The organism is Cnuibacter sp. UC19_7 (assembly GCF_042699995.1).
Lineage (GTDB): Bacteria > Actinomycetota > Actinomycetes > Actinomycetales > Microbacteriaceae > Cnuibacter.
Genome location: NZ_CP170560.1, coordinates 949,146 through 970,642 on the forward strand (window position 1 = coordinate 949,146; position 21,497 = coordinate 970,642).

13 protein-coding genes are annotated in these 21,497 nt (G+C 72.7%); 11 read left to right on the forward strand and 2 right to left on the reverse strand.

Going from position 1 to position 21,497, the window contains the following annotated elements; genetic code table 11:
- The first annotated feature begins 54 nt into the window (after positions 1-54).
- Positions 55-4,578 carry a metallophosphoesterase gene (locus tag ACFJGV_RS04480; protein ID WP_378147154.1) on the forward strand — a complete coding sequence of 1,508 codons (4,524 nt, stop codon included), beginning with the start codon at positions 55-57 and terminating at the stop codon, positions 4,576-4,578.
- A 163-nt stretch (positions 4,579-4,741) separates the two neighbouring features.
- The gene (gndA, locus tag ACFJGV_RS04485) at positions 4,742-6,196 is read left to right on the forward strand and encodes an NADP-dependent phosphogluconate dehydrogenase (RefSeq protein WP_378147155.1); all 1,455 of its coding nucleotides are present in this window, start codon (positions 4,742-4,744) and stop codon (positions 6,194-6,196) included.
- A gap of 82 nt (positions 6,197-6,278) precedes the next feature.
- Here gndA and smc read toward each other — a convergent pair whose 3' ends face one another.
- Complete coding sequence (gene smc / locus ACFJGV_RS04490; protein WP_378147156.1) at positions 6,279-9,995, reverse strand: chromosome segregation protein SMC; 3,717 nt, start codon at positions 9,993-9,995, stop codon at positions 6,279-6,281.
- A 246-nt stretch (positions 9,996-10,241) separates the two neighbouring features.
- Here smc and ACFJGV_RS04495 point away from each other — a divergent pair, with 246 nt between their 5' ends.
- The 9 genes from ACFJGV_RS04495 (at position 10,242) to ACFJGV_RS04535 (ending at position 20,222) form a co-directional block, all read left to right on the forward strand.
- Entirely contained in the window at positions 10,242-11,483 is a 1,242-nt protein-coding gene (locus ACFJGV_RS04495) for a ThiF family adenylyltransferase (RefSeq protein WP_378147157.1), read from the forward strand.
- Between the two features lie 619 nt (positions 11,484-12,102).
- Positions 12,103-13,218, forward strand: coding sequence for a GTP 3',8-cyclase MoaA (gene moaA, locus ACFJGV_RS04500; RefSeq protein ID WP_378147159.1), 1,116 nt, complete (start codon positions 12,103-12,105; stop codon positions 13,216-13,218).
- Positions 13,215-13,478 carry a MoaD/ThiS family protein gene (locus tag ACFJGV_RS04505; RefSeq protein WP_378147160.1) on the forward strand — a complete coding sequence of 88 codons (264 nt, stop codon included), beginning with the start codon at positions 13,215-13,217 and terminating at the stop codon, positions 13,476-13,478. The genes moaA and ACFJGV_RS04505 overlap by 4 nt, the downstream gene beginning before the upstream one ends.
- Before the next feature lie 57 nt (positions 13,479-13,535).
- A complete protein-coding gene (gene glp / locus ACFJGV_RS04510) occupies positions 13,536-14,816 on the forward strand; it encodes a gephyrin-like molybdotransferase Glp (RefSeq protein WP_378147162.1) in 1,281 nt (426 codons plus the stop codon).
- An 83-nt stretch (positions 14,817-14,899) separates the two neighbouring features.
- Positions 14,900-15,328, forward strand: a complete 429-nt coding sequence (moaC, locus tag ACFJGV_RS04515) for a cyclic pyranopterin monophosphate synthase MoaC (protein WP_378148627.1) — start codon at positions 14,900-14,902, stop codon at positions 15,326-15,328.
- Positions 15,325-15,891 carry a molybdenum cofactor biosynthesis protein B gene (locus ACFJGV_RS04520; RefSeq protein WP_378147163.1) on the forward strand — a complete coding sequence of 189 codons (567 nt, stop codon included), beginning with the start codon at positions 15,325-15,327 and terminating at the stop codon, positions 15,889-15,891. The genes moaC and ACFJGV_RS04520 overlap by 4 nt, the downstream gene beginning before the upstream one ends.
- Positions 15,875-16,336 carry a molybdenum cofactor biosynthesis protein MoaE gene (locus ACFJGV_RS04525; protein WP_378147165.1) on the forward strand — a complete coding sequence of 154 codons (462 nt, stop codon included), beginning with the start codon at positions 15,875-15,877 and terminating at the stop codon, positions 16,334-16,336. Before ACFJGV_RS04520 ends, ACFJGV_RS04525 begins: the two co-directional genes overlap by 17 nt.
- Positions 16,337-16,578: 242 nt before the next feature.
- Positions 16,579-17,394, forward strand: a complete 816-nt coding sequence (locus tag ACFJGV_RS04530) for an FAD binding domain-containing protein (protein WP_378147167.1) — start codon at positions 16,579-16,581, stop codon at positions 17,392-17,394.
- Positions 17,391-20,222 carry a molybdopterin-dependent oxidoreductase gene (locus ACFJGV_RS04535; protein ID WP_378147169.1) on the forward strand — a complete coding sequence of 944 codons (2,832 nt, stop codon included), beginning with the start codon at positions 17,391-17,393 and terminating at the stop codon, positions 20,220-20,222. The genes ACFJGV_RS04530 and ACFJGV_RS04535 overlap by 4 nt, the downstream gene beginning before the upstream one ends.
- A 388-nt stretch (positions 20,223-20,610) precedes the next feature.
- Here ACFJGV_RS04535 and ACFJGV_RS04540 read toward each other — a convergent pair whose 3' ends face one another.
- Complete coding sequence (locus ACFJGV_RS04540) at positions 20,611-21,486, reverse strand: LysR family transcriptional regulator ArgP (RefSeq protein WP_378147171.1); 876 nt, start codon at positions 21,484-21,486, stop codon at positions 20,611-20,613.
- Between the last annotated feature and the right edge of the window lie 11 nt (positions 21,487-21,497).

The window sequence follows — 21,497 nt, forward strand, 5'->3', positions numbered from 1 at the left end:
CCGGCGCCAGAAGCGCCGACCGTCCTCATCACCGACACGAGAGTCACACACCGCATGCGATCACCGACCCGGAGGGCGCTCGCCGCCCTGCTCGCCGGAGCCACCGGCCTCACCCTGGGAACGGGGGCGCTCGTCGCGGCCCCCGCCGCCCTGGCGGCCGACGTCCCCGCCGTCCCCCCGCTCCTCGTCACCGAGATCGATCCCGACAACGACGGCGACGACCACTTCGAGTTCTTCGAGCTCGCCAACACGACGGATGCGGACATCGACCTGACCGCATCCGGTCTCTCGCTGAGCTACATCTACGCCGACAGCGACGACAGCGCGAAGGACAAGGCGCTCACCGTGCCCGCGGGCAGCGTCGTGCCCGCCCACGGCACCGCGGTGGTCTGGCTGCAGTACGCCTCGGGCAAGGTCGACTCGTTCTCGAAGACCGACGACGACTTCCGCGCGCACTTCCCGGAGGGTGCGGAGGACTACCCGATCATCCACGCCACCGGGCAGGCCGGCATGGCGAACGGCGGCGACCGCGGCATCCGCGTGATCGACCGCGCGGGCGCCTCCGTGAGCTGGTCGTTCTACCCGGCCGGATCCGTCGGTCCCGACCGCGGCGCGCACTTCGCACTGCCTGCCGATCCGGCCGCACGCTCGATGCGCGTCCTCTCCGCACAGGCGGATGCGACGCCCGGCCTCGTCGACCCGGCCGCGTTCCAGCGCCCCGGCGACGGCGACCCGGATCCGGACCCGACCGACCCGCCGAGCCCCGAGCCGACCGACCCCGCGCCGGCGCCCGGCCCGCAGCCCGACCCGTCGCTGGTCACGGCGCCGCTCCAGGTCACGGAGCTGCTCCCCGACTCGTCCAACGTGGGCTCGGGCGACGGGTACGAGTTCATCGAGGTGTACAACGCGACGAGCACGCCCGTCGACTTCGGCGACTACACCATCCGGTACCTCTACCCGCTGGAGGACCTCACGAACAGCCAGACCGCGCTCTGGCCGGCCCAGCCGTCGAACCCGGTCATCCAGCCCGGCAAGACGCTCGTGCTCTGGGTGAAGAACGGCGCCAACGACGCGCTCACCGCGGCGGACTTCAACGCGAAGTTCGGCACGTCGCTCACCGCGGGGACCGACCTCGTCGAGATCCACTCCGCAGGCATGGCCAACGGCAGCCCGCGCGGCATCGAGGTCATCACCAACACCGGCTTCAGCGTCAACCGCGCGTACTACAACCTCGGCGGCGCCGACGACACCGTGGCCGACCAGGGCATCCAGTACGCCGTCGACCCCGCCGACACGACGCGTCAGCGCCTCAGCGGGCTGGCCCCGGCCTCGCCCGGTGCCGTCACCGCCGAGCAGGTGCCCGCCGGGCTCATGGTCCCCGCGGTCGACACCGCGGCGCCGACGATCGCGGATGCGACCGCCGCGACGATCACCCCGGGTTCGCCGTTCCGCTTCACGTTCTCGGTGACGGACGACACCCAGGTGCGCACCGTGACGCTGCGCTGGAAGACGAACGTCGACGCAGGGTTCCGCTCGGTGAACCTCACCTCGGACGGCTCAGACGGGTACGCCTTCAGCGTTCCCGCCGCCGACCTCACGGGCGCCCGATCGGTGGACTACCAGGTCACCGCCTCCGACGGCCGCTCCCTGTCGTCGACCGAGGTGGTGCACCTCCCCGTCGAGGGCGCCGACTCGTCCCCGCTGCGGCTGAACGTCGCCGACGGGCAGTTCGTGTCGGGGCAGGCGCGCCTCGCCGCGGCGACCGACGACGCCTCCGACACCGTGACGCTGAGCGTCGACGGCGCGCCCGTCCAGACCTCCGCATCGCTCGAGGCCGAGCCCGTGTTCGCGTTCGACGCGAGCGGGGTCAACGTGTTCTTCAAGAACGGCGTGCGGATCGGCGACGACGTGCTGCACATCTTCGACGACGGCATCCCGGAGGGCTACGAGACCGTCGCCACCCCGGTGCCCCTGTCGTACGTGACGCAGGGCCAGGAGCTCGTCGTGAGCGTCTGGGCCGGGACGAAGGCGGCGCCCGTCATCGACCCGAACGAGAACAACGACGACTTCACCATCAAGAACCTCCGTCTCGTGCTCCCCGACGGTCGCACCCTCACCCCGGTGGGCTACGACGACTCGACGACCGTGCTGCAGATGGGCGACTCGACCGGGAAGCTCGACTTCTACGACGCCCGCTTCGTGCTGCCGGACGACGCGTTCGCGGCGAAGGCGGCGACCTGGGACACCACGGCTGTCGCCGACGGAGCTCACACCGTGGCCGCCTCGTCCTCAGGAGCCTCGGCATCCGCCACGGTCTCCGTCGACAACACCGCGCCGGTCATCACGACCGGCGCCGTCGACGGCACCGAGTACCGCGGCGGGTTCACCCTCGATGCCTCGGCGACGGATGCGGGTTCCGGCCTGGCCTCCTCGCAGGCGACGCTCGACGGGTCGCGCATCGCGCTCCCCTACGCCACCTCCTCGGTGACGCTCGCCTCGGGCACGCACTCGTTCGTCGTGACGGCGGAGGATGCGCTCGGCAACACCGCGACACGCACGGTGTCGTTCACGACCCCCGACGAGCAGCCCGGCACCGAGCTGGTGTCGCCGGTGGACGGCGCGATCGTCACGACGCGCGACGTCGACCTCACCGCCACGCCGACCGACCCGTCGGGCGACGTGCTCGACGTCGACTTCGCCAAGGGCTACCACCTCGATCCGACCGACAGCGGCGTGACCAGCTGGAAGGGCGCGACCGAGATGGCGGCGGCCGTCGATCGCACCGACCGCGCGGTCCTCACCGGCGACGAGCTCGCCGCGATGACCGGCGCCGACGGCGTCGACTCGTCGGTGTCGAGCGGTTCCGCGTTCCCGTACCAGATGTTCGACGTGACCGTCCCGGCGGAGGCCGGCGACGACGCGCAGGCGCGTCTGGCGTGGTCCGGCTCGGCGAACGCCGACGCGAAGGTGCTGATGTACGTGATGAACACGGCCACCGGATCGTGGGAGGAGGTGGACCGTCACGTCACCGCATCCGGTGCCGCCCCCGAGTCGTTCGACCTCGCCGCGACGGTCCCCGTCGCCGACCATGTGAAGGACGGCGCGCTCACCGTGCTCGTGCAGCACTCGGAGGGCTTCACCTCGGGCGACCTCTCGTCGCGCACCTCGGACGTGACGCCGTACCACCCGGACGCGACCCCGCGCTCGGACTACGACTTCACGCTCGCCTGGGAGACCGACACCCAGTACTACAACGCCAACCCGGACTACTACCAGCACCAGCTCGACATCCACGACTTCGTGCTCGATCAGCGCGACGAGCTGAACCTGCAGTACCTGTTCCACACGGGCGACATCGTCGACGACTCGACGATCGAGGACCAGTGGATCCGGGCCGACGCCGCGTACGACGAGCTCGACGCCGCAGGGCTGCCGTACGGCGTGCTGGCAGGCAACCACGACGTGGGCCACAAGGAGGACGACTACTCGCACTACTCGCAGTGGTTCGGCGAGTCCCGGTACGCGTCGAACCCCTGGTACGGCGGCAGCTACCTCGACAACCGCGGGCACTACGACCTGTTCTCCGCCGGCGGCATCGACTTCATGGTCGTGTCGATGGGATGGGGACCGGGAGAGGCGGAGATCGCGTGGATGAACGACGTGATCGCCCGGTACCCGGAGCGCAAGGTGATCCTCAACCTGCACGAGTTCATGCTCACCACGGGTGGCCTCGGCGACATCCCGCAGCGGATCCAGGACGAGGTGGTGGCGACCAACCCGAACGTGATGATGGTCATGTCGGGCCACTACCACGACGCGTTCACGCGGGCGGATGCGTTCGACGACGACGGTGACGGCACGCCCGAGCGGACCGTGTACTCGATGCTGTTCGACTACCAGGGTCTGGCGGAGGGCGGCCTCGGCTACCTGCGCCTGCTCCACTTCGACGACGAGACCGGCACCATCACGGTCCGGACGTACTCCCCCTCGCTCGACGACTTCGACTCGGACGACCCGTCGCTCGACATGGGCAACCAGGAGTTCACGATGTCGTACGAGACCCTCGGGATCACCCCGGCGGTCAAGGAGCTGGCCACGGATGCGTTCAGCGCCGACATCCTGACGACCGACACCGTCGAGTCGCTGCAGGACGTCGCGAGCGGCACCACCGTGTCCGCCACCTGGACGGGCCTCGCGGACGGTCCGCACGGCTGGTACGTCCGGACGGAGGACCCGTACGGCGCCGTCGACCTCTCGGCGGTGCGGACCTTCACCGTCGATGCTGCTGCCGCTCCGGGTGAGCCCGGCGAGCCTGGTGGTCCTGGCGGTCCTGGCTCGGGCGATCCCACGCAGCCGGGTGGTCCGGAGGATCCCGAGGACTCCGACAGCGGAGACGGTGCCGGAGCGGATGCGGGCGCCGGCCAGGCGGGTGGCCCGGACTCGGCACAGGGCTCCGGAACGGGACGCGACGGTCTCGCGTCCACCGGCGCGGCACCGATCGCGGTCGGTGCGGCCGCCGCGCTGCTGCTCGCCCTCGGCGGCACGGGGCTGATCCTCCGCCGCCGCCGCGTGCAGTAGACGCGGGGCCCGTGGGCGGGCCGGCTCACTCGGACCGGTCCGCCCACGGGCTCACTCTCGGCAGGACCACGCGACCCGGGTCTTCGCAGGACAGACGGGGTGCGGATGCGGAAGACTGTACGAGGGCACGCGACGAGCGGCCCGAAGACGGCACGGAGGAAGAATGACCGAACAGGGCAAGGCCAACATCGGCGTCGTGGGGATGGCGGTGATGGGCTCGAACCTCGCCCGGAACCTGGCCAGCCGCGAGGGCAACACCGTGGCGGTGTACAACCGCTCCCCTGAGCGCACCCGCAAGCTGGTGTCCGAGCACCCGGAGGCCGGGTTCATCGCGTCGGAGTCGGTCGACGACTTCGTCGCCTCACTGTCGAAGCCGCGCACCGCGATCATCATGGTCCAGGCCGGCGCGGGCACCGACGCGGTCATCGCCGAGCTGGCCGACCGCTTCGAGCCCGGCGACATCATCGTCGACGGCGGCAACGCGAACTTCCACGACACCATCCGTCGCGAGAAGGACGTCTCGGCCCGGGGCATCCACTTCGTCGGCACCGGGATCTCCGGTGGCGAGGAGGGCGCGCTCAACGGTCCCTCGATCATGCCCGGCGGCACCGCGGAGGCGTACGAGACGCTCGGCCCGATCCTCGCGTCGATCGCCGCGGTCGCCGAGGGCGAGCCGTGCGTGACGCACATCGGCACCGACGGCGCCGGCCACTTCGTGAAGATGGTGCACAACGGCATCGAGTACGCCGACATGCAGCTCATCGCCGAGGCCTACGACCTGCTCCGCACGCTCACCAAGCGCGAGCCCGCCGAACTGGCCGAGGTGTTCACCGCCTGGAACTCGGGCGACCTCGAGTCGTACCTCATCGAGATCACCGCCGAGGTGCTCAAGCAGGTCGATGCCAAGACCGGCAAGCCGTTCGTCGACATCGTCCTCGACCAGGCCGGCGCCAAGGGAACCGGCGCGTGGACCGTGCAGAACGCCCTCGACCTGGGCACCCCGGTCGGCGGCATCGCCGAGGCCGTGTTCGCCCGCTCGCTGTCGTCGCACCCTGAGCAGCGCGAGGCCGTGCAGAAGACGATCACCGCCCGACCCGACGTCGTGGAGGTGGACGTCGACTCGTTCGCCGACGACATCCGCGCCGCGCTGTACGCGTCGAAGGTCGTCGCCTACGCGCAGGGCTTCGACGAGATCATCGCCGGGGCCAAGCAGTACGGCTGGGAGATCGACAAGGGCGCGGTGGCGAAGATCTGGCGCGCGGGGTGCATCATCCGCGCGCAGTTCCTCAACCGGATCGTCGAGGCGTACGAGAACGACGCCGAGATCACCTCGCTGCTCGAGGACCCGTACTTCGCCAAGGCCGTCGCCGAGGGCGAGGCCGCCTGGCGTCGTGTGGTGTCGACCGCGGCCCTGTCCGGTGTGCCGGTGCCGGGCTTCAGCTCGGCGCTGTCGTATTACGACGGCCTCGCGTCGAAGCGCCTGCCCGCCGCCCTCATCCAGGGCCAGCGCGACTTCTTCGGCGCCCACACGTACAAGCGCGTCGACGCCCCCGGCGTCTACCACACGCTCTGGTCGGGCGACCGCTCGGAGATCGAGACCGAGCCCAGCACCCACTAGTTCCACGGTTCCGCCACATTTCTGGCGCTTCGCCACGCGCATGCGTATGGCGAAGCGCCAGGAGTGTGGCGAAACGTGAGGGTCAGGCGGGGACGTCCTCGGCCTGCTCGGCCTTCACGCGCTGGCCGACGACCGCGGAGACGCCGTCCTGGCGCATCGAGACGCCGTAGAGGGCGTCGGCGATCTCCATCGTGCGCTTCTGGTGCGTGATCACGATGAGCTGCGACGACTCCCGCAGGTCCTCGAACGTGGTGAGCAGCCGGCCCAGGTTGGCGTCGTCGAGCGCCGCCTCCACCTCGTCCATGATGTAGAACGGGCTGGGGCGGGCCTTGAAGATCGCCATGAGCAGCGCCACCGCGGCCAGCGAGCGCTCACCGCCCGAGAGCAGCGAGAGCCGCTCGATCTTCTTCCCCGCGGGCTTGACGCTCACTTCGATTCCCGTGGTGAGCATGTCGGTCGGATCGGTGAGCGTGATCGATCCGGTGCCACCCGGGAACAGGATCGGGAAGACCTCGGAGAACGCCCGCTGCGTGTCGGTGAAGGCGCTCTCGAAGATCGTCTGCATCCGCTCGTCGATCTCCTCGATGATCGTCAGGAGGTCCTTGCGGGTGTTCGTGAGGTCGGTGAGCTGCTCGGTGAGGAACCGGTGCCGCTGCTCGAGCGCCTCGAACTCCTCGAGCGCCAGCGGGTTCACGCGGCCCAGCTCGGCGAGCTTGCGCTCGGCCTTCGCGAGGCGCTGCTGCTGCTGGGCGCGCACGAAGGGGCGGCCGGGTGTCGGGGTCGGTGCGTCGTCGTCGGATGCGGTGCTGTCGTCGGAGGCGCGAGGCACGTCCTCTGCGCCGACCGGTTCGTCATCGGTCGACTCGTCCTCCGACGCCTGCACCGCTGCAGCGGGCGCCGGCGCGTCGTCGTCCGGCACGGGCTGGTCGGGCCCGTACTCGGCGATGAGCACGTCCTCGACGAGCCCGAGCTCGGAGCCGACACGCTCGAGCAGGCTCGAGAGGTGCAGCTTCTTCTCGTAGATCTGCAGCTCGAGACCGTGCACGTTCTCGGTGATCTCCTGCAGCCGACGGCGCAGCACGGCCTCGTCGCGGCGCAGCGCGGTGAGCTCCTCGTTCTGCTCCGCCCGCTCGGCCTCGCGGCGGGCCAGCAGCAGGCGCGCCTCGTCCACCGACCGGTCGACCGACTCGAGCACCGCCGGCAGTGCCTCGACCACGGCGGTCGCCGCCTCCATCTGCCGCCGCCGGATCACGGCGCGGCGGGCCGCGGCCTCGGCGGCCGCCCGCTCCGACTCGAGCTGCTTCTCGAGGGCCGCCGCGCGCAGCTGCTCGGCACGCACCCGCTCCCGCGCCGTCTCGACTCCCAGGCGCGCCTCGACCTCGTGCTCGCGCGCCCGCTCGAGCTCGGCGAGCAGCCCGTCGCGCGAGCTGACGTCGAGGATCGGCCGGGGCCGCGCGCGCAGCTCGTCGAGCTCGGCGCGCGCCTTCTCGGCGCCCGCCTCCGCCGACGACACGGTCTCCTGGGCCAGCTTGAGCGAGCGGGCGAGGCGCTCGAGCTCACCCTCGGAGGCCTCGGCCTGCGCGCGGAGCCGGCTGAGCTTCTCGGTGCGCGAGGCGAGCTGCGAGTCGTGCTCGCGGAGCGAGGCGAGCGCGGCCTGCGACTGCTCCTTCGCCACCTGCAGCACACCGCGCTGCTCGGCGAGCGCGAAACGGGCCCGCTCGATGAGCGAGAGCCGCTCCTCCAGCAGGGCGGCGGCGGTGTCGCGCTCGGCGATGAGCTCGATGCGCGAGCGCGTCGCGCCCGAGCCGCCGCGGAGCACGTACCGGGTCAGCACGTCGCCCTCGCGCGACACCATCGTGAGCGCGGGGCCGATCTCGCGGCTCAGCGCCTCCCACGAGTCGCGGCCGGCCGCGAGGTCGTCGGCGATCACCACGGCGTCGAGGATGCCGGCGAGGCCGGCGGGCCCGTCGACCACCCGGGTCGCGGCGGTGAGACCGGCCGGTGAGCCGAGCGAGTCCAGGGCGGCCGCGGCGCGGGAGCCGGCGTCGGCGCCCACGCCGGGGGCCTCGGGGTCGGAGCCGTCGGCTCCGGAGTCCTCCGGAGATCCGATCACGATCTCGACACGGCCCATGTCCGACTCGGCGGCCGCGGCGATCGCGGCGATCGCATCCGTCGTCGTGGTGGCGAGCACCCCATCCGCGAGGGGCCCGAGCGCGGCGGCGATCGCGGCCTCGAAGCCGGGCGACACCTTCACGTGGTCGGCCACCAGACCGCGGATGCCCGTGAGGCCGGCTGCGACGAGGTCGGCCGAGCCGTCGCGCTGGTCGAGCGCCATCGACAGCGCGCTCGACCGGGCGGCGAGGGCGTCGCGCTCGCGCTCGTGGGTGTGCAGCTCGTCGCGCAGCCGATCGATCTCGCCCTCGGCCTCGAACACCGCGGCCTGGGCGAACTCATAGGCCTCGTCGAGGTCGGTGTCGTTCTCCTCGGCCTCGGCCTGCTGCTCCTCGGCCTGCGCGAACTCGGCGCGCACGGCCTCGGCGCGGACCGTCGCGGCGTCGAGCGCGTTCTGCTGACGCAGCACCTCGCCGCGCACGGCGGCGAGCCGCGAGTTCGCCGACTCGAGTTGTCCGGTGAGCTTCGACAGCTCGAGGTCGTGCTTCGACACCAGCGACGACTGGTACGCGATCTGCTCGTCGAGCGAGTCGAGGGAGGCGCGGGCGGTGGCGGTGGCGGCCTGCGCGTCGCGGTGCGCCTGCTCGGAGGTGCCCACCAGCGCGGCGAGCCGTTCGGCCTCCTCGCGCGAGTCGGCCACCATTCCGGGCGTGACGCCGGGCTGCATCTCGGGCACCGACGCCTCGCCGCCCAGCAGGGCGAGCCGCTGGTGGGCGAGGTTCGAGAGGTTGCGCAGCCGCTGCTGCGCGCTCTCGAGTCCGAAGCTGACCTGGCGCGCCGAGTCGACCGCATCGCCCACCTGAGCGGCCTCGATACGGGCGATCCGCAGGGTGAACTGCTCGAGCCGCTCCTGCAGCACGATCCGCTCGGAGTGGCGCTCGCTCTCGGTGCGCGAGTGCGCGTCGAGTGCGCGGCGCAGCTCGACGACCTCGTCGGCGAGCAGCCGGGCCCGTGCGTCGCGGACGATCGCCGCGATGCCCTGCGCCTGCTTGGCGATCTCCGCCTGCCGGCCGAGCGGCCGCAGCTGTCGGCGGATCTCGCCCGCGAGGTCGCTCAGGCGGGTGAGGTTCGCCTGCATGGCCTCGAGCTTGCGCTGCGTCTTCTCCTTGCGACGCCGGTGCTTGAGGATGCCGGCCGCCTCCTCGATGAAGCCGCGACGGCCCTCGGGGGTGGCGTGCAGCACCGCATCCAGCTGGCCCTGACCGACGATGACGTGCATCTCGCGGCCGAGGCCCGAGTCGCTGAGCAGCTCCTGGAGATCGAGCAGCCGGCAGCTCTCGCCGTTGATCGCGTACTCGCTGCCGCCGTTGCGGAACAGCGTGCGGCTGATCGTCACCTCGGTGTAGTCGATGGGGAGCGCGCCGTCGGCGTTGTCGATCGTGAGCGTGACCTCGGCACGGCCGAGCGGACCCTTCGTCGCCGTACCGGCGAAGATGACGTCCTCCATCTTGCCGCCGCGGAGGGTCTTCGCCCCCTGCTCCCCCATCACCCAGGCGAGGGCGTCGACCACGTTGCTCTTCCCGGAGCCGTTCGGGCCGACCACGCAGGTGACGCCGGGCTCGAACTGGAAGGTGGTGGGGTTGGCGAAGGACTTGAACCCCTTGAGGGTCAAGCTCTTCAGGTACACGGCACACCTCTCCACGCTCCGGGTCGGATGCGTGCCCCTACGGTACCGCCCCACCCGGTCAGCGGGCGGATGGGCCCGCCGCGCGGGCGCTTGCGTTCTGGCGCGAGCGCCCGCGCTTGGGGGTGGGGCGGCGCGGATGTGGCAGTCGTGGTGGCCCTGGAGCGCGCGAGGTCACCGCGAGTGCCAGATCCGCTCGTGCTCCGTCGGGCGGGACAGGGCGTCGTATGACGGTGGCAGAATCGAGGCATGGCCCTCGCCCCGCTCGTCTCCCCCGGGCCCGAGCTGACCCGAGCCGAGCTGCTGCGCTACGCCCGCCAGATGGCACTGCCGCAGATCGGGCTCGAGGGGCAGCGCAGGCTCAAGAACAGCCGCGTCGTCGTGCTCGGCGCAGGCGGGCTCGGCTCGCCCGTGCTCCTCTACCTCGCCGCGGCCGGCGTGGGCACCCTCGGGGTCGTCGACCGCGACACGGTCGACGTGTCGAACCTGCATCGGCAGGTCCTGCATCCGGATGTGGCGGTGGGCTCACGCAAGACGGCCTCCGCCGCTGCCGCGCTGCGGCGCCTGAACCCGCACGTCGAGGTGATCGAGCACGACGTCGAGATCACCCCCGAGACCGTGCTCGACCTCGTGTCGGAGTACGACGTGGTCGTCGACGGCACCGACACCTTCGACGTGCAGATCATCGCCGACGCGGCGTGCGCACTCGTGGGCAAGCCCTACGTCTGGGGCTCCGTGCTGCGCTTCGACGGGCAGGCCACCGTGTTCTGGGCGCAGGCGCCCGACGGCGCGGCCCGCACGCTGTCCGACCTCTACCCCGACCTCGAACGCCGGGGAGCGGACGCCGACGAGACGTGCGCGATCGCGGGCGTGCTCGGTCCGCTCTGCGCCACCGTCGGCGGCATCCTCGCGTCGGAGACCCTCAAGCTCCTCGGCGGATACGGGGAGCCGCTGCTCGGCCGCCTCCTCGTCGTCGACGCCCTCGACGGCACCACGACCGAGGTGCCCTTCGGCACCGCCGAGCCCGCGACGCCGCGGGTGGCGAACGTCGGCCGGCCCTACGACCCGTTCACCGACGGACCCACCGCCGGCAGCTCCCCCGGACCCGCCGCGCGACCCCACCACGAGAGGACCACCATGCAGGACGACGCCTCCACCGACTCGGTCTCGGTCTCCGAGCTCGACTCCCTCCTCCAGGCCCGCGCCCGCGGCGAGGCCGACTTCGTGCTCGTCGACGTGCGGGAGCCGCACGAGCACGAGCTCGTCGCGATCGACGGATCGGTGCTCGTGCCGCTCGGCGGCATCCTCTCGCCCGAGGCCCGCGAGGCCGTTCCCGCCGACGCCACGGTGATCGTGCACTGCCACCACGACGGCCGCTCCCAGCGCGCCGCGCAGGCCCTCCGCCAGTCCGGCTACGACGACGTCCGCTTCGTGCGCGGCGGCATCGACGCCTGGGTCGCCGAGATCGAGCCCGAGAAGCCCCGCTACTGACCGCGCGCCCCTGTCCGGCCGGGGCGCGGATGTGACGCTGGTGGCGGCCAGAGGCGCGCCGAGGCCACCGCGAGTGCCAGATCCGCGAGCCGCGCGCTCTCCGGACAGGGCCGGCCCCCGGTTGCATTCCCGCGTGATGCGGGCGCGGATGTGACACTCGTGGCGGCCTGCGGGCCGCCGAGGGCACCACGACTGCCGTATCCGCCAGCGCAACCCGCCGACGACCCGCATGTATTGCCCCGGTCCCCGCGTCGCACGGGTGCGGATGTGACGCTCGTAGCGACCTGCGGGCCGCCGAGGGCGCGGGCAACGCACGTGTCGCAGGCCAGCGGCCGACGGATGACGCGGGTTGCGCCTGCTGAGCGCCGGGGAAAGGCCCCACCGGGCAGGAGTGCCCGCGACACGGGCGCAACCCGCACGGCCGCTCGGCGCCCTCCGCACCGCGTCGTCCCGCGCCCCGCGTGGATCCGGCGCGGATGTGACACTCGTGGTGGCCCCCGGGGCGCTGAGGTCACCACGAATGCCATATCCGCGCGTCTGTGGGGCGGTCGGCGCGCGGAGAGGGCCCGCGGGCGGGACGCACGCGCAGGGTGGGGGCGGGCGCGCGTAGGGTGGATGCATGACGGTCGCACTCGGGATCCCCGCCCCCCGCGGGGGCGCGCGAGCCGACGCCGCCGACACGACGGGCGCCGGTTCGGCGGCCACCGTCGTAGCCGCGCGGCCGCGCGAGGCGGGGTCCGGGCTGAGCGACCGCTTCGGCCGCGTGGCGACCGATCTGCGGGTGTCGCTCACCGACCGCTGCAATCTGAGGTGCACGTACTGCATGCCCGCCGAGGGGCTGCCGTTCCTCCCCCGGCCGGCGCTGATGTCGCGGGCCGAGATCGTGCGGCTCGTGCGCCTCGCGGCCGAGCACCTCGGCGTGCGGCAGGTGCGCTTCACGGGCGGCGAACCGCTGCTGCGGGCCGACCTCGTCGACATCGTGCGCGAGGTCGCGGCGCTCGATCCGCGTCCGGAGATCTCGCTCACCACCAACGCCATCGGCCTCGCCTCGCGGGCGACAGCGCTGGCCGAGGCGGGCCTCGACCGCGTCAACGTCTCGCTCGACTCGATCGAGCCGGCCACGTTCGAGGCGATCACGCGGCGCCCGTTCCTCGACCGGGTGCTCGCGGGGATCGACGCCGTCCGGTCGGCCGGGCTCGTCTCCACCAAGGTCAACGCGGTGCTGATGCGCGGCGTCAACGACCACCAGGCCGTCGACCTCCTCGACTGGGCCCTGACCGGCGGCCACCAGCTGCGGTTCATCGAGCAGATGCCGCTCGACGCCGACCACTCGTGGAGCCGCACCGACATGATCACGGCCGCCGAGATCCGCGGCCTGCTCGAGGAGCGCTACCGTCTGGCCCCCGACGACGCTCCCCGCGACGGTGCGCCCGCCGAGCTCTACCGTGTCTACGACGGCGAGCGGATGCTCGGCCGCGTCGGCGTGATCGCCTCGGTCACGGAGGCGTTCTGCTCCGACTGCCGCCGCACCCGCCTCACCGCCGAGGGACGGGTGCGCAGCTGCCTGTTCTCGCACACCGAGACCGACCTCCTCGAGCCGATGCGCGCCGGCGCCACCGACGACGACCTCGCCGAGCTGTGGCGTGGCGCGATGTGGGCCAAGCCGGCCGGTCACGGGCTCGACGACCCGACGTTCGCGCAGCCCGCCCGCACGATGAGCGCGATCGGCGGATGAGCGTGGTCACGATCCGCTACTTCGCCGCTGCCAAGGCCGCGGTCGGCCGGGTAGGAGATGAGCTCGACGCCGCGGGGCGGTCGATCGCCGACGTGCTCGGCGAGATCGCCGCGGGGGCCACGGGGACCTCGTCGTCCGAGGCCGGTGCCGTGCTGTCGCGCTGCTCCTTCCTGCTCAACCGCTCGGCGACCACCGACCGCACGCGTGTGCTCGCCGACGGCGACACGCTCGACGTGCTCCCGCCCTTCGCCGGCGGCTGAGCCGCGCCGCCTCGAGTGAGCGCCGACGGCGTCGCAGGCGTGGGGCAGGATGGACGGGTGCGCACGATCGACGACCACCGCGACGAGATCCTCGAGCTGCTGAGGCCTGTCGCGCGCGGGCTCGGGTCCGAGACGATCGACGTCGGCGGAGACGCCTTCACCGATCGCCCCGAGGAGCACGTGGCGCGCTATCTCGCTGCCGATGTCGTCGCGCCGCGGGCGCTGCCGGGCTTCGACAACTCGCAGATGGACGGGTTCGCGGTGCTCGCCGCCGACCTCGAGTCCGCCGCGCCGGGATCCCCGGTCGCGCTCCCCGTGGCCGGGCGGATCGCGGCCGGCGACGCCGCGCCTCCGCACCGGCCCGGCACCGCCACGCCGATCATGACCGGCGCGCCGCTGCCCCCCGGCGCCGATGCCGTGGTGCCGGTCGAGCGGGTCGATCCGCCGCTCTTCCCCGCCCCGGGGACGGAGGCGACCATCCGCTTCACCGCTCCGGTCGGCTCCGGCACGTACGTGAGGGCACAGGGGTCGGATGTGGCCGCAGGCCAGGTGCTCCTCCACGCGGGTGACCGGCTCACCCCGGCTCGTGCGGGAGTGATCAACGGCGTCGGGCTCACCGGGGTCGCCGTGCGCCGGCGGCTGCGGGTGCTGCTCGTGCCGACCGGGCATGAGATCCGCGACCCTGGTGAGGATCTGGCGCCCGGGCGCATCCACGACTCGAACTCCGTCGCGCTCACCGCCGCTCTGCAGTCGATCGGATGCGATGTCGACGTGCGGCCGTGCCGCAGCGACGACGCGGAGGACCTCCTCGCGATCCTCGACGCCGCGACCCGTGGGGAGGCGGACGGCACACCCGACCTGGTCATCACGGTGGGCGGTGTGAGCGCGGGGGCGCGCGAGGTGGTGCGCGATGCGCTCGGCCCGATCGGCGTGCGCTTCGAGAAGGTGGCGCTGCAGCCCGGCGGCCCGCAGGGGCTCGGGCTCGCGGCGCTGCGCGACGGTCGCACGCTGCCCGTCGTCTGCCTTCCGGGCAACCCGGTGAGCGCGCTGGTGTCGTTCGAGGCGTTCCTGCGCGGCGCCCTCCTCACGACGGCGGGCGCGACGGTCGTCGGCCGCGAGCGCCGCCGCGCTCCGATCTCCCACGACCTCGACTCGCCGCCGCACGTGCTTCAGCTGCGGCGTGGCGTGCTGGTCGACGGCGAGCTGCAGACGCTCGGCGGCCCATCGAGCCACCTGCTGCACTCGCTCGCCGGCTCGACGGTGCTCATCCATGTGCCGATCGGCGTCGACCACGTCGCCGCCGGCACCCCGCTCGACTTCTGGAGGATCGATGACTGACGCGACAGCCCCCACCACGGTGGAGCACGCCCGTGGCTGAGGGGACCGAGCTCACGCACCTCGACGAGCGCGGGGCCGCGCGCATGGTCGACGTGTCCGAGAAGGCCGTGACCGCCCGCCGCGCGGTGGCCCAGGCGGTGGTGACGACGACGCCCGAGGTGATGGCGCTGCTCGTCGCCGGCGAGCTGCCCAAGGGCGAGGCGCTGCCCGTCGCCCGCATCGCCGGGATCCTGGGTGCCAAGCAGACGCCGTCCCTCATCCCGCTGTGCCATCCGCTCCCCATCTCGGGCGCGTCGGTGGAGTTCGAACCCGGTGCGACGAGCCTCCGCATCGTGGCGAGCGTGAAGACCACCGGGGTCACCGGGGTCGAGATGGAGGCGCTGACCGCAGCATCCGTCGCCGCGCTCACCGTGTACGACATGATCAAGGCGGTCGACCGCGGCGCGGTGATCGGCGACGTGTGCGTGCTCGAGAAGTCGGGCGGCGCGAGCGGCGAATGGGCACGCGGATGAGCGAGTCCCCCTTCTCGCCGGCGGCGGAGGGCGACTCGGGGGACGACACGACGGGCATCCGCGAGCCGCGTCCTCCGCGTCGGCCTCGCCGCGCGATGGTCGTCGTGGCGTCGACGCGCGCTGCGGCGGGTGTCTACGACGACACCGCCGGTCCGCTGATCGCCGAGTGGTTCGCCGCGCGCGGGTGGAGCAGCGTCGTCGAGGTCGTGCCCGACGGCGCGCCCGTCGGCCGCGCGCTCGAGGCGGCGATCGCGGCCGGCATGGATGCGGTGATCACCTCGGGCGGAACCGGCGTCTCCCCCACCGATGCGACCCCCGAGATGACGAGAGCGCTCCTCGACCGCGAGCTGCCCGGCGTGGCGGAGGAGATCCGACGCCGAGGGACCGCCGCGACACCGCTCGCGATCGTGTCGCGCGGGCTCGCGGGCGTCACGGGCACGACGGTGATCGTGAACCTGCCCGGATCCCGCGGCGGGGTGCGCGACGGCCTCGACGTCCTCGACGGGGTGCTCGAGCACCTCGTCGACCAGCTGCACGGAGGCGACCATGTCCGCACCGAGTGACTCCACCGACTGGCAGCAGCACAGCCGCGTCCGGCTGGCCGAGGTCACCGACGAGACGATCGACGTCGCCCGCTGCGCCGCGCTCGTCGAGACCGCGCAGGACGGCGCGGTGGTGACGTTCGCCGGGGTGGTGCGCGACCACGACGACGGCCGCGGGGTCGACGCGCTGTCGTACTCCGCGCATCCATCGGCGACCGAGGTCGCGGTCGAGGTGGCGGCCGAGATCGCCCGCCGCCACCCCGAGGTGCGGCTCGCGTTCGCCCATCGGATCGGCGACCTCGCCGTGGGCGACGTGGCCCTCGCCGCCGCCGTGGCCTCCGCGCACCGTGCGGCCGCGTTCGCGGCCTGCGCCGAGCTCGTCGACCTCGTGAAGGAGCGGCTCCCCATCTGGAAGGAGCAGCGCTTCGACGACGGCACCACGGAGTGGGTCGCCTCCCTGGGCTGACCCGCCCGCGTCCGCGTCCCCCGCGTGCGCGTCCCGGCCTCCGCGCGTCCTCGTCGAGCGGCGAGAAACGGCCCCTCCCGGACGCGCACAAGGGCGGGTCCTCGCCGTTCGGGTTCACCCTGAGCGGGGGCGCGGGGCGAGGCGCCCGCGCTGAAACGCGCCGTTACACTGCGGAAACAGGGGTGCGATGTACTGGGACCCCGTGTGACAACGCGGGTCGCACCGCGGAAGGGCACCACCCGATGGATCTCCACACCGTCACCACCATCATCCCCGCGAGGGATCGCGCCGACCTCGCCCGACTGGCGCCCGGTGTCATCCCGGTCGCCGGCGGTTCGTGGGTGTTCTCCGAGAAGCAGGCCGGCGTGACCGGCCTCGTCGACCTGATGGCGTTCGACTGGCCCGCCTGGACCGTGCTCGACGGCGATCTCGTGATCTCGTCGACCTGTACCCTCGCCGAGCTCGCGGCGATCCCCGACGATCGCGGCTGGCCCGCGCATCCGCTGTTCTTCCAGGCCTGCACGGCGCTGCTGGGCTCCTTCAAGGTCTGGAACGTCGCCACCGTCGGCGGCAACGTGTGCGCCTCGCTGCCGGCGGGCCCGATGACGTCGCTGCTCTCCGGCCTCGACGCGGTCGCCCTGGTCTGGCGTGCCGACGGCCGCGACGAGGAGATCCCCGTCGCCGCGCTCGTGACCGGCAACGGGCAGAACGCGCTCGGGGTGGGCGACGTCGTCCGCTCGTTCCGCGTGCCCGCTTCGTCGCTGGCCGCGCGCACCGCCTATCGGAAGATCGCGCTGTCGCCCATCGGGCGCTCGGGCGCCGTCGTCATCGGCCGCCTCGCGCCCGACGGCGCCTTCACCCTCACCGTGAGCGGCGCGACGGTGCGTCCCGAGCAGCTGCGGTACGACACGCTGCCCGACGCATCCGCTCTGCAGCACGACGTCGCCGCGCTCACCACGTGGTTCACCGATCCGCACGGCGCCGCCGATTGGCGGCGTGCGGTGTCCGCCCTGCTCGCGGCCGAGATCCGCGACGAGCTCGAGGAGGTCTCCCGATGAGGTTCGTGATGAACGGCGAGCAGCGCGAGGCCGAGCCCGCCCCCGGGCAGTGCCTCCGCACCTTCCTCCGCGACCAGGGCGGGTTCGAGGTCAAGAAGGGCTGCGACTCGGGCGACTGCGGCGCCTGCTCGGTGATCGTCGACGGCACGCCGGTCCACTCCTGCATCTACCCGGCGTACCGGGCCGCGGATCGGATGGTCACCACCGTCGCCGGACTCGGCGACCCCGATGACCTGAGCCCCGTGCAGCAGGCGTTCGTCGACAACGCCGGCTTCCAGTGCGGCTTCTGCACCGCCGGGATGGTCGTCACCGCGACGACGCTGAAGCCCGAGCAGCTCGACGACCTGCCGCGGCTCATGAAGGGCAACCTCTGCCGCTGCACCGGGTACCGGGCGATCCGCCAGTCGATCACGGCGGGCGTGTGCGCGCAGGCCGGTGGGGCGGATGCGGCGGGCGGCTGCGGGGGGATCTGCGGCTCCCACGACGAGAGCGCTGAAGCGGTCGCCGTCGATGTCCCGGTCATCGACGACCCCCTCGTCCAGACCAGCACTCCCCCGACGCTCACCGTGGGCACCGCGGTGAAGGCGCCCGCCGGTCGCCGCATCGTCACCGGACGCGAGCCGTACACGCTCGACGTCGCCGTGCCCGGCGTGACGCACCTCAAGGTGCTCGGCAGCCCGCATCCGCACGCCCGCATCGTCGCCATCGACACCAGCGAGGCGGAGGCGCTCGAGGGTGTGCACGCCGTGCTCACCCACCGCGACTCCCCCGACGTGTACTTCTCGACGGGCCGTCACGAGCACCGCACCGACGACCCCGACGACTCGCGCGTCTTCGACGACGTGGTGCGCTTCCGCGGGCAGCGCGTCGCCGCGGTCGTCGCCGACACGATCGGCATCGCGGAGGCGGCGTGCCGCCTCATCCGCGTGACGTACGAGCCGCTCCCCGCCGTGTTCGACCCGGAGGAGGCGCGCGCCGCCGGGGCCCCGCTGCTGCACGGCGACAAGGAGGCGGGCACGTCGCGCATCCAGCATCCCGAGCGGAACACCGTGCAGTCGATCCACGCCGAGCACGGCGACGTCGACTCCGCCCTGGAGGCGGCGGAGGTGCGCGTGTCGGGCACGTGGCAGACCAGCCGCGTCTCGCACGCCTCCCTCGAGACGCACGGGACCGTCGGCTGGATGGAGGGCGACCGGCTCGTGCTGCGCACGTCCAGCCAGGTGCCGTTCCTCATCCGCGACGAGCTGTGCCACGTGTTCGGGCTCGACCGCGAGAAGGTGCGCGTCTTCACCGCGCGTGTCGGAGGCGGGTTCGGCGGCAAGCAGGAGCTGCTCACCGAGGACGTCGTCACGCTCGCGGTGCTGCGCACCGGGCGCCCGGTCTCGTACGAGTTCACGCGAGCCGACGAGTTCACGGTCGCGCCGTGCCGCCACCCCATGCGGGTGTCGGTCGAGCTCGGCGCCACCGCTGAGGGCCGCCTCACCGGTCTCGCGATCGATGTGCTGAGCGACACCGGCGCCTACGGCAACCACTCCATCGGCGTCCTCTGGCACTCCGTCGGCGAGACGGTGAGCCTGTACGACGTCGCTGCCAAGCGCATCGACGCCGAGGTGGTGTACACGAACAACATCCCCTCGGGCGCGTTCCGCGGGTACGGGCTCGGGCAGGTGCTCTTCGCGATCGAGTCGGCGCTCGACGAGCTCGCCGTGAAGACCGGGATCGACCCGTTCGAGCTGCGCCGCCTCAACGCGGTGCAGCCGGGCGACCCGCTCGTCGCGACCCACGTCGAGGGCGACGACATCGGCTTCGGCAGCTACGGGCTCGACCAATGCCTCGACCTCGTCGAGGCGGCGCTCGCGCGGGGCTCGGGGTCGGCGCCGGGTGCCTACGTCCTCCCGGTCCCCTCCGGTGACCAGTGGAGCGTCGGGGTGGGCATGGCGTCGTCGATGATCGCGACGCTGCCCCCGCGTGGGCACTTCTCCACCGTCTCCATCACCCTCGACGCCGACGGCGCGTACACCGCGGGCGTGGGCACCGCCGAGTTCGGCAACGGCACCACGACCGTGCACACCCAGATCGCCTCGAGCGTGCTCGACACGCGGCCGGAGCGCATCCGCATCCGCCAGTCCGACACCGACGCTGCCGCCTACGACACCGGCGCGTTCGGGTCGGCCGGATCCGTCATCGCGGGCAAGGCGCTGTACTCTGCGGCGACGTCGCTGAAGTCCGCCATCCTGCGCACCGCGTCGGAGCTCGCGGGCGAGTGGAGCGAGGGCCACCTCGAGGCCGACGGAGTGCGCATCGGAGAGAGGTTCGTGCCGCTCACCGAGATCGCCGCCGCGGCCGGCGGGTCGCTCAGCGCCACCGGCAGCGAGGACGGCGCGAAGCGGTCGCTCGCGTTCAATGTGCAGGCCTTCCGAGTGGCGGTCGACCGCAGCACGGGCGAGGTGCGCATCCTGCAGTCGGTGCACGCCGCCGACGCGGGCTTCGTGCTCAACCCCGAGCAGCTGCGCGGACAGATCGAGGGCGGCGTGGCGCAGGCCATCGGCACCGCCCTGTACGAGGAGATGCTGCTCGACGAGGGCGCCGTGACGAACCCCGTCTTCCGCGGATACCACCTGCCGCAGATGGCCGACGTCCCCGACACCGAGGTGATCTTCGCCGACACCGCCGACACCGTCGGACCCTTCGGCGCGAAGTCGATGAGCGAGGCCCCGTACAACCCCGTCGCCCCCGCGCTGGCGAACGCGGTGCGCGACGCCGTCGGCGTGCGCCCCCACGAGCTCCCGATGTCGCGCGACAGGGTGTGGCGGATGCTGCAGGGGTGAGTTCTCGGGGCCGGGTCGCGTGGCTCCTACCGGGTCCAGTACTGGCTAGGGGCTGGTCGGGTCAGGGAGCCTCAGCCCAGGCCTCGGGCTGACTCCGGACTTCGCGGCTTCTCAGCGGCAATTCCGGAATCTGGACGGCGTGTCGCAGCGAATCTCCGGAATCAGCTCAGGCCGAACACAGGCACTCAGGCCGAACGCAGGCACTCCGACACCCGGCATCCCTGGGCCGCCGGAGGCACCCGGGGTCGGTGGTGCTGCGAGTCGCGCCCGATCCGTAGCCAGTCGGGGCCCACCAGGCCCCCTCGACGCAGGAGGCGGGCGGAACCCGCACCACCACCGCGGGAGCGCCGGCACCAGCGCCTCGAGAGCGCCCCACCCGGGCCGGGGCTCAGCGACGGAGAGCGGCGGCGGCGCCCGCGCGGACGGCGTCGGCGACCGCGGTGAGAGCGACTGAGCGAAGGCGCCACTGCTGCCAGTACAGCGGCACGTCGCGCGTGCCGGCCTCGACGATCGTCACGAGGTCGTCGCCGTCGCCGACCTGGAGGTCGGGCAGCATGGCCCAGCCGAAGCCGCGGCGCACTGCATCCGCCATGTCGACCGAGGCGGGGATGAAGGTGTGCGGCACCGCCGACGCCTCGAGCCCGTGCGTCCGAAGGAGCGCATCCTGCATGTCGTCCTTCGCATCGAACGCGACCACCGGCGCCACGGCGAACGAGGCGGGGCTCGCGCCGTCGGCGAACCAGCGATCCGCGAAGGCTCGGCTCGCGCGCGGGCGGTACCGCATCGCGCCGAGCGGTTCGACCGAGCAGCCCTGCACGGGTTCGCGGTCGGACGTGACGGCCGCCATCGCGCTCCCGTCGCGGAGGAGCGCGGGCGTGTGCCCCTCGTCCTCGCGCAGCACCCGCAGGCCCACCGTCTCGATGAGCGGGGCGACCGCGGGCAGGAACCACGTCGCCAGCGAGTCGGCGTTCACCGCGATGGGCACCTCGGGGCGGATGCTCTCCGCCGCGCCGATCCGGACGAGCGCCTCCCTGCTGAGCAGGTCGATCTCTCTCCCGAGCTGCAGCAGCACCTCGCCGGTCGCGGTGGGGGCGGCCGGGCGGGTCCGGGTGACGAGCACCGCGCCGACCGCGGTCTCGAGCGCCTTGATGCGCTGACTCACCGCCGACTGCGTCACGCTGAGGGCGCGGGCGGCGCGGTCGAAGGTGCCCTCCTCGACGACCGCGCGGAGGGCGGCGAGCTGATCGGGCTGCAGATTCATCATCAGCGATGCTA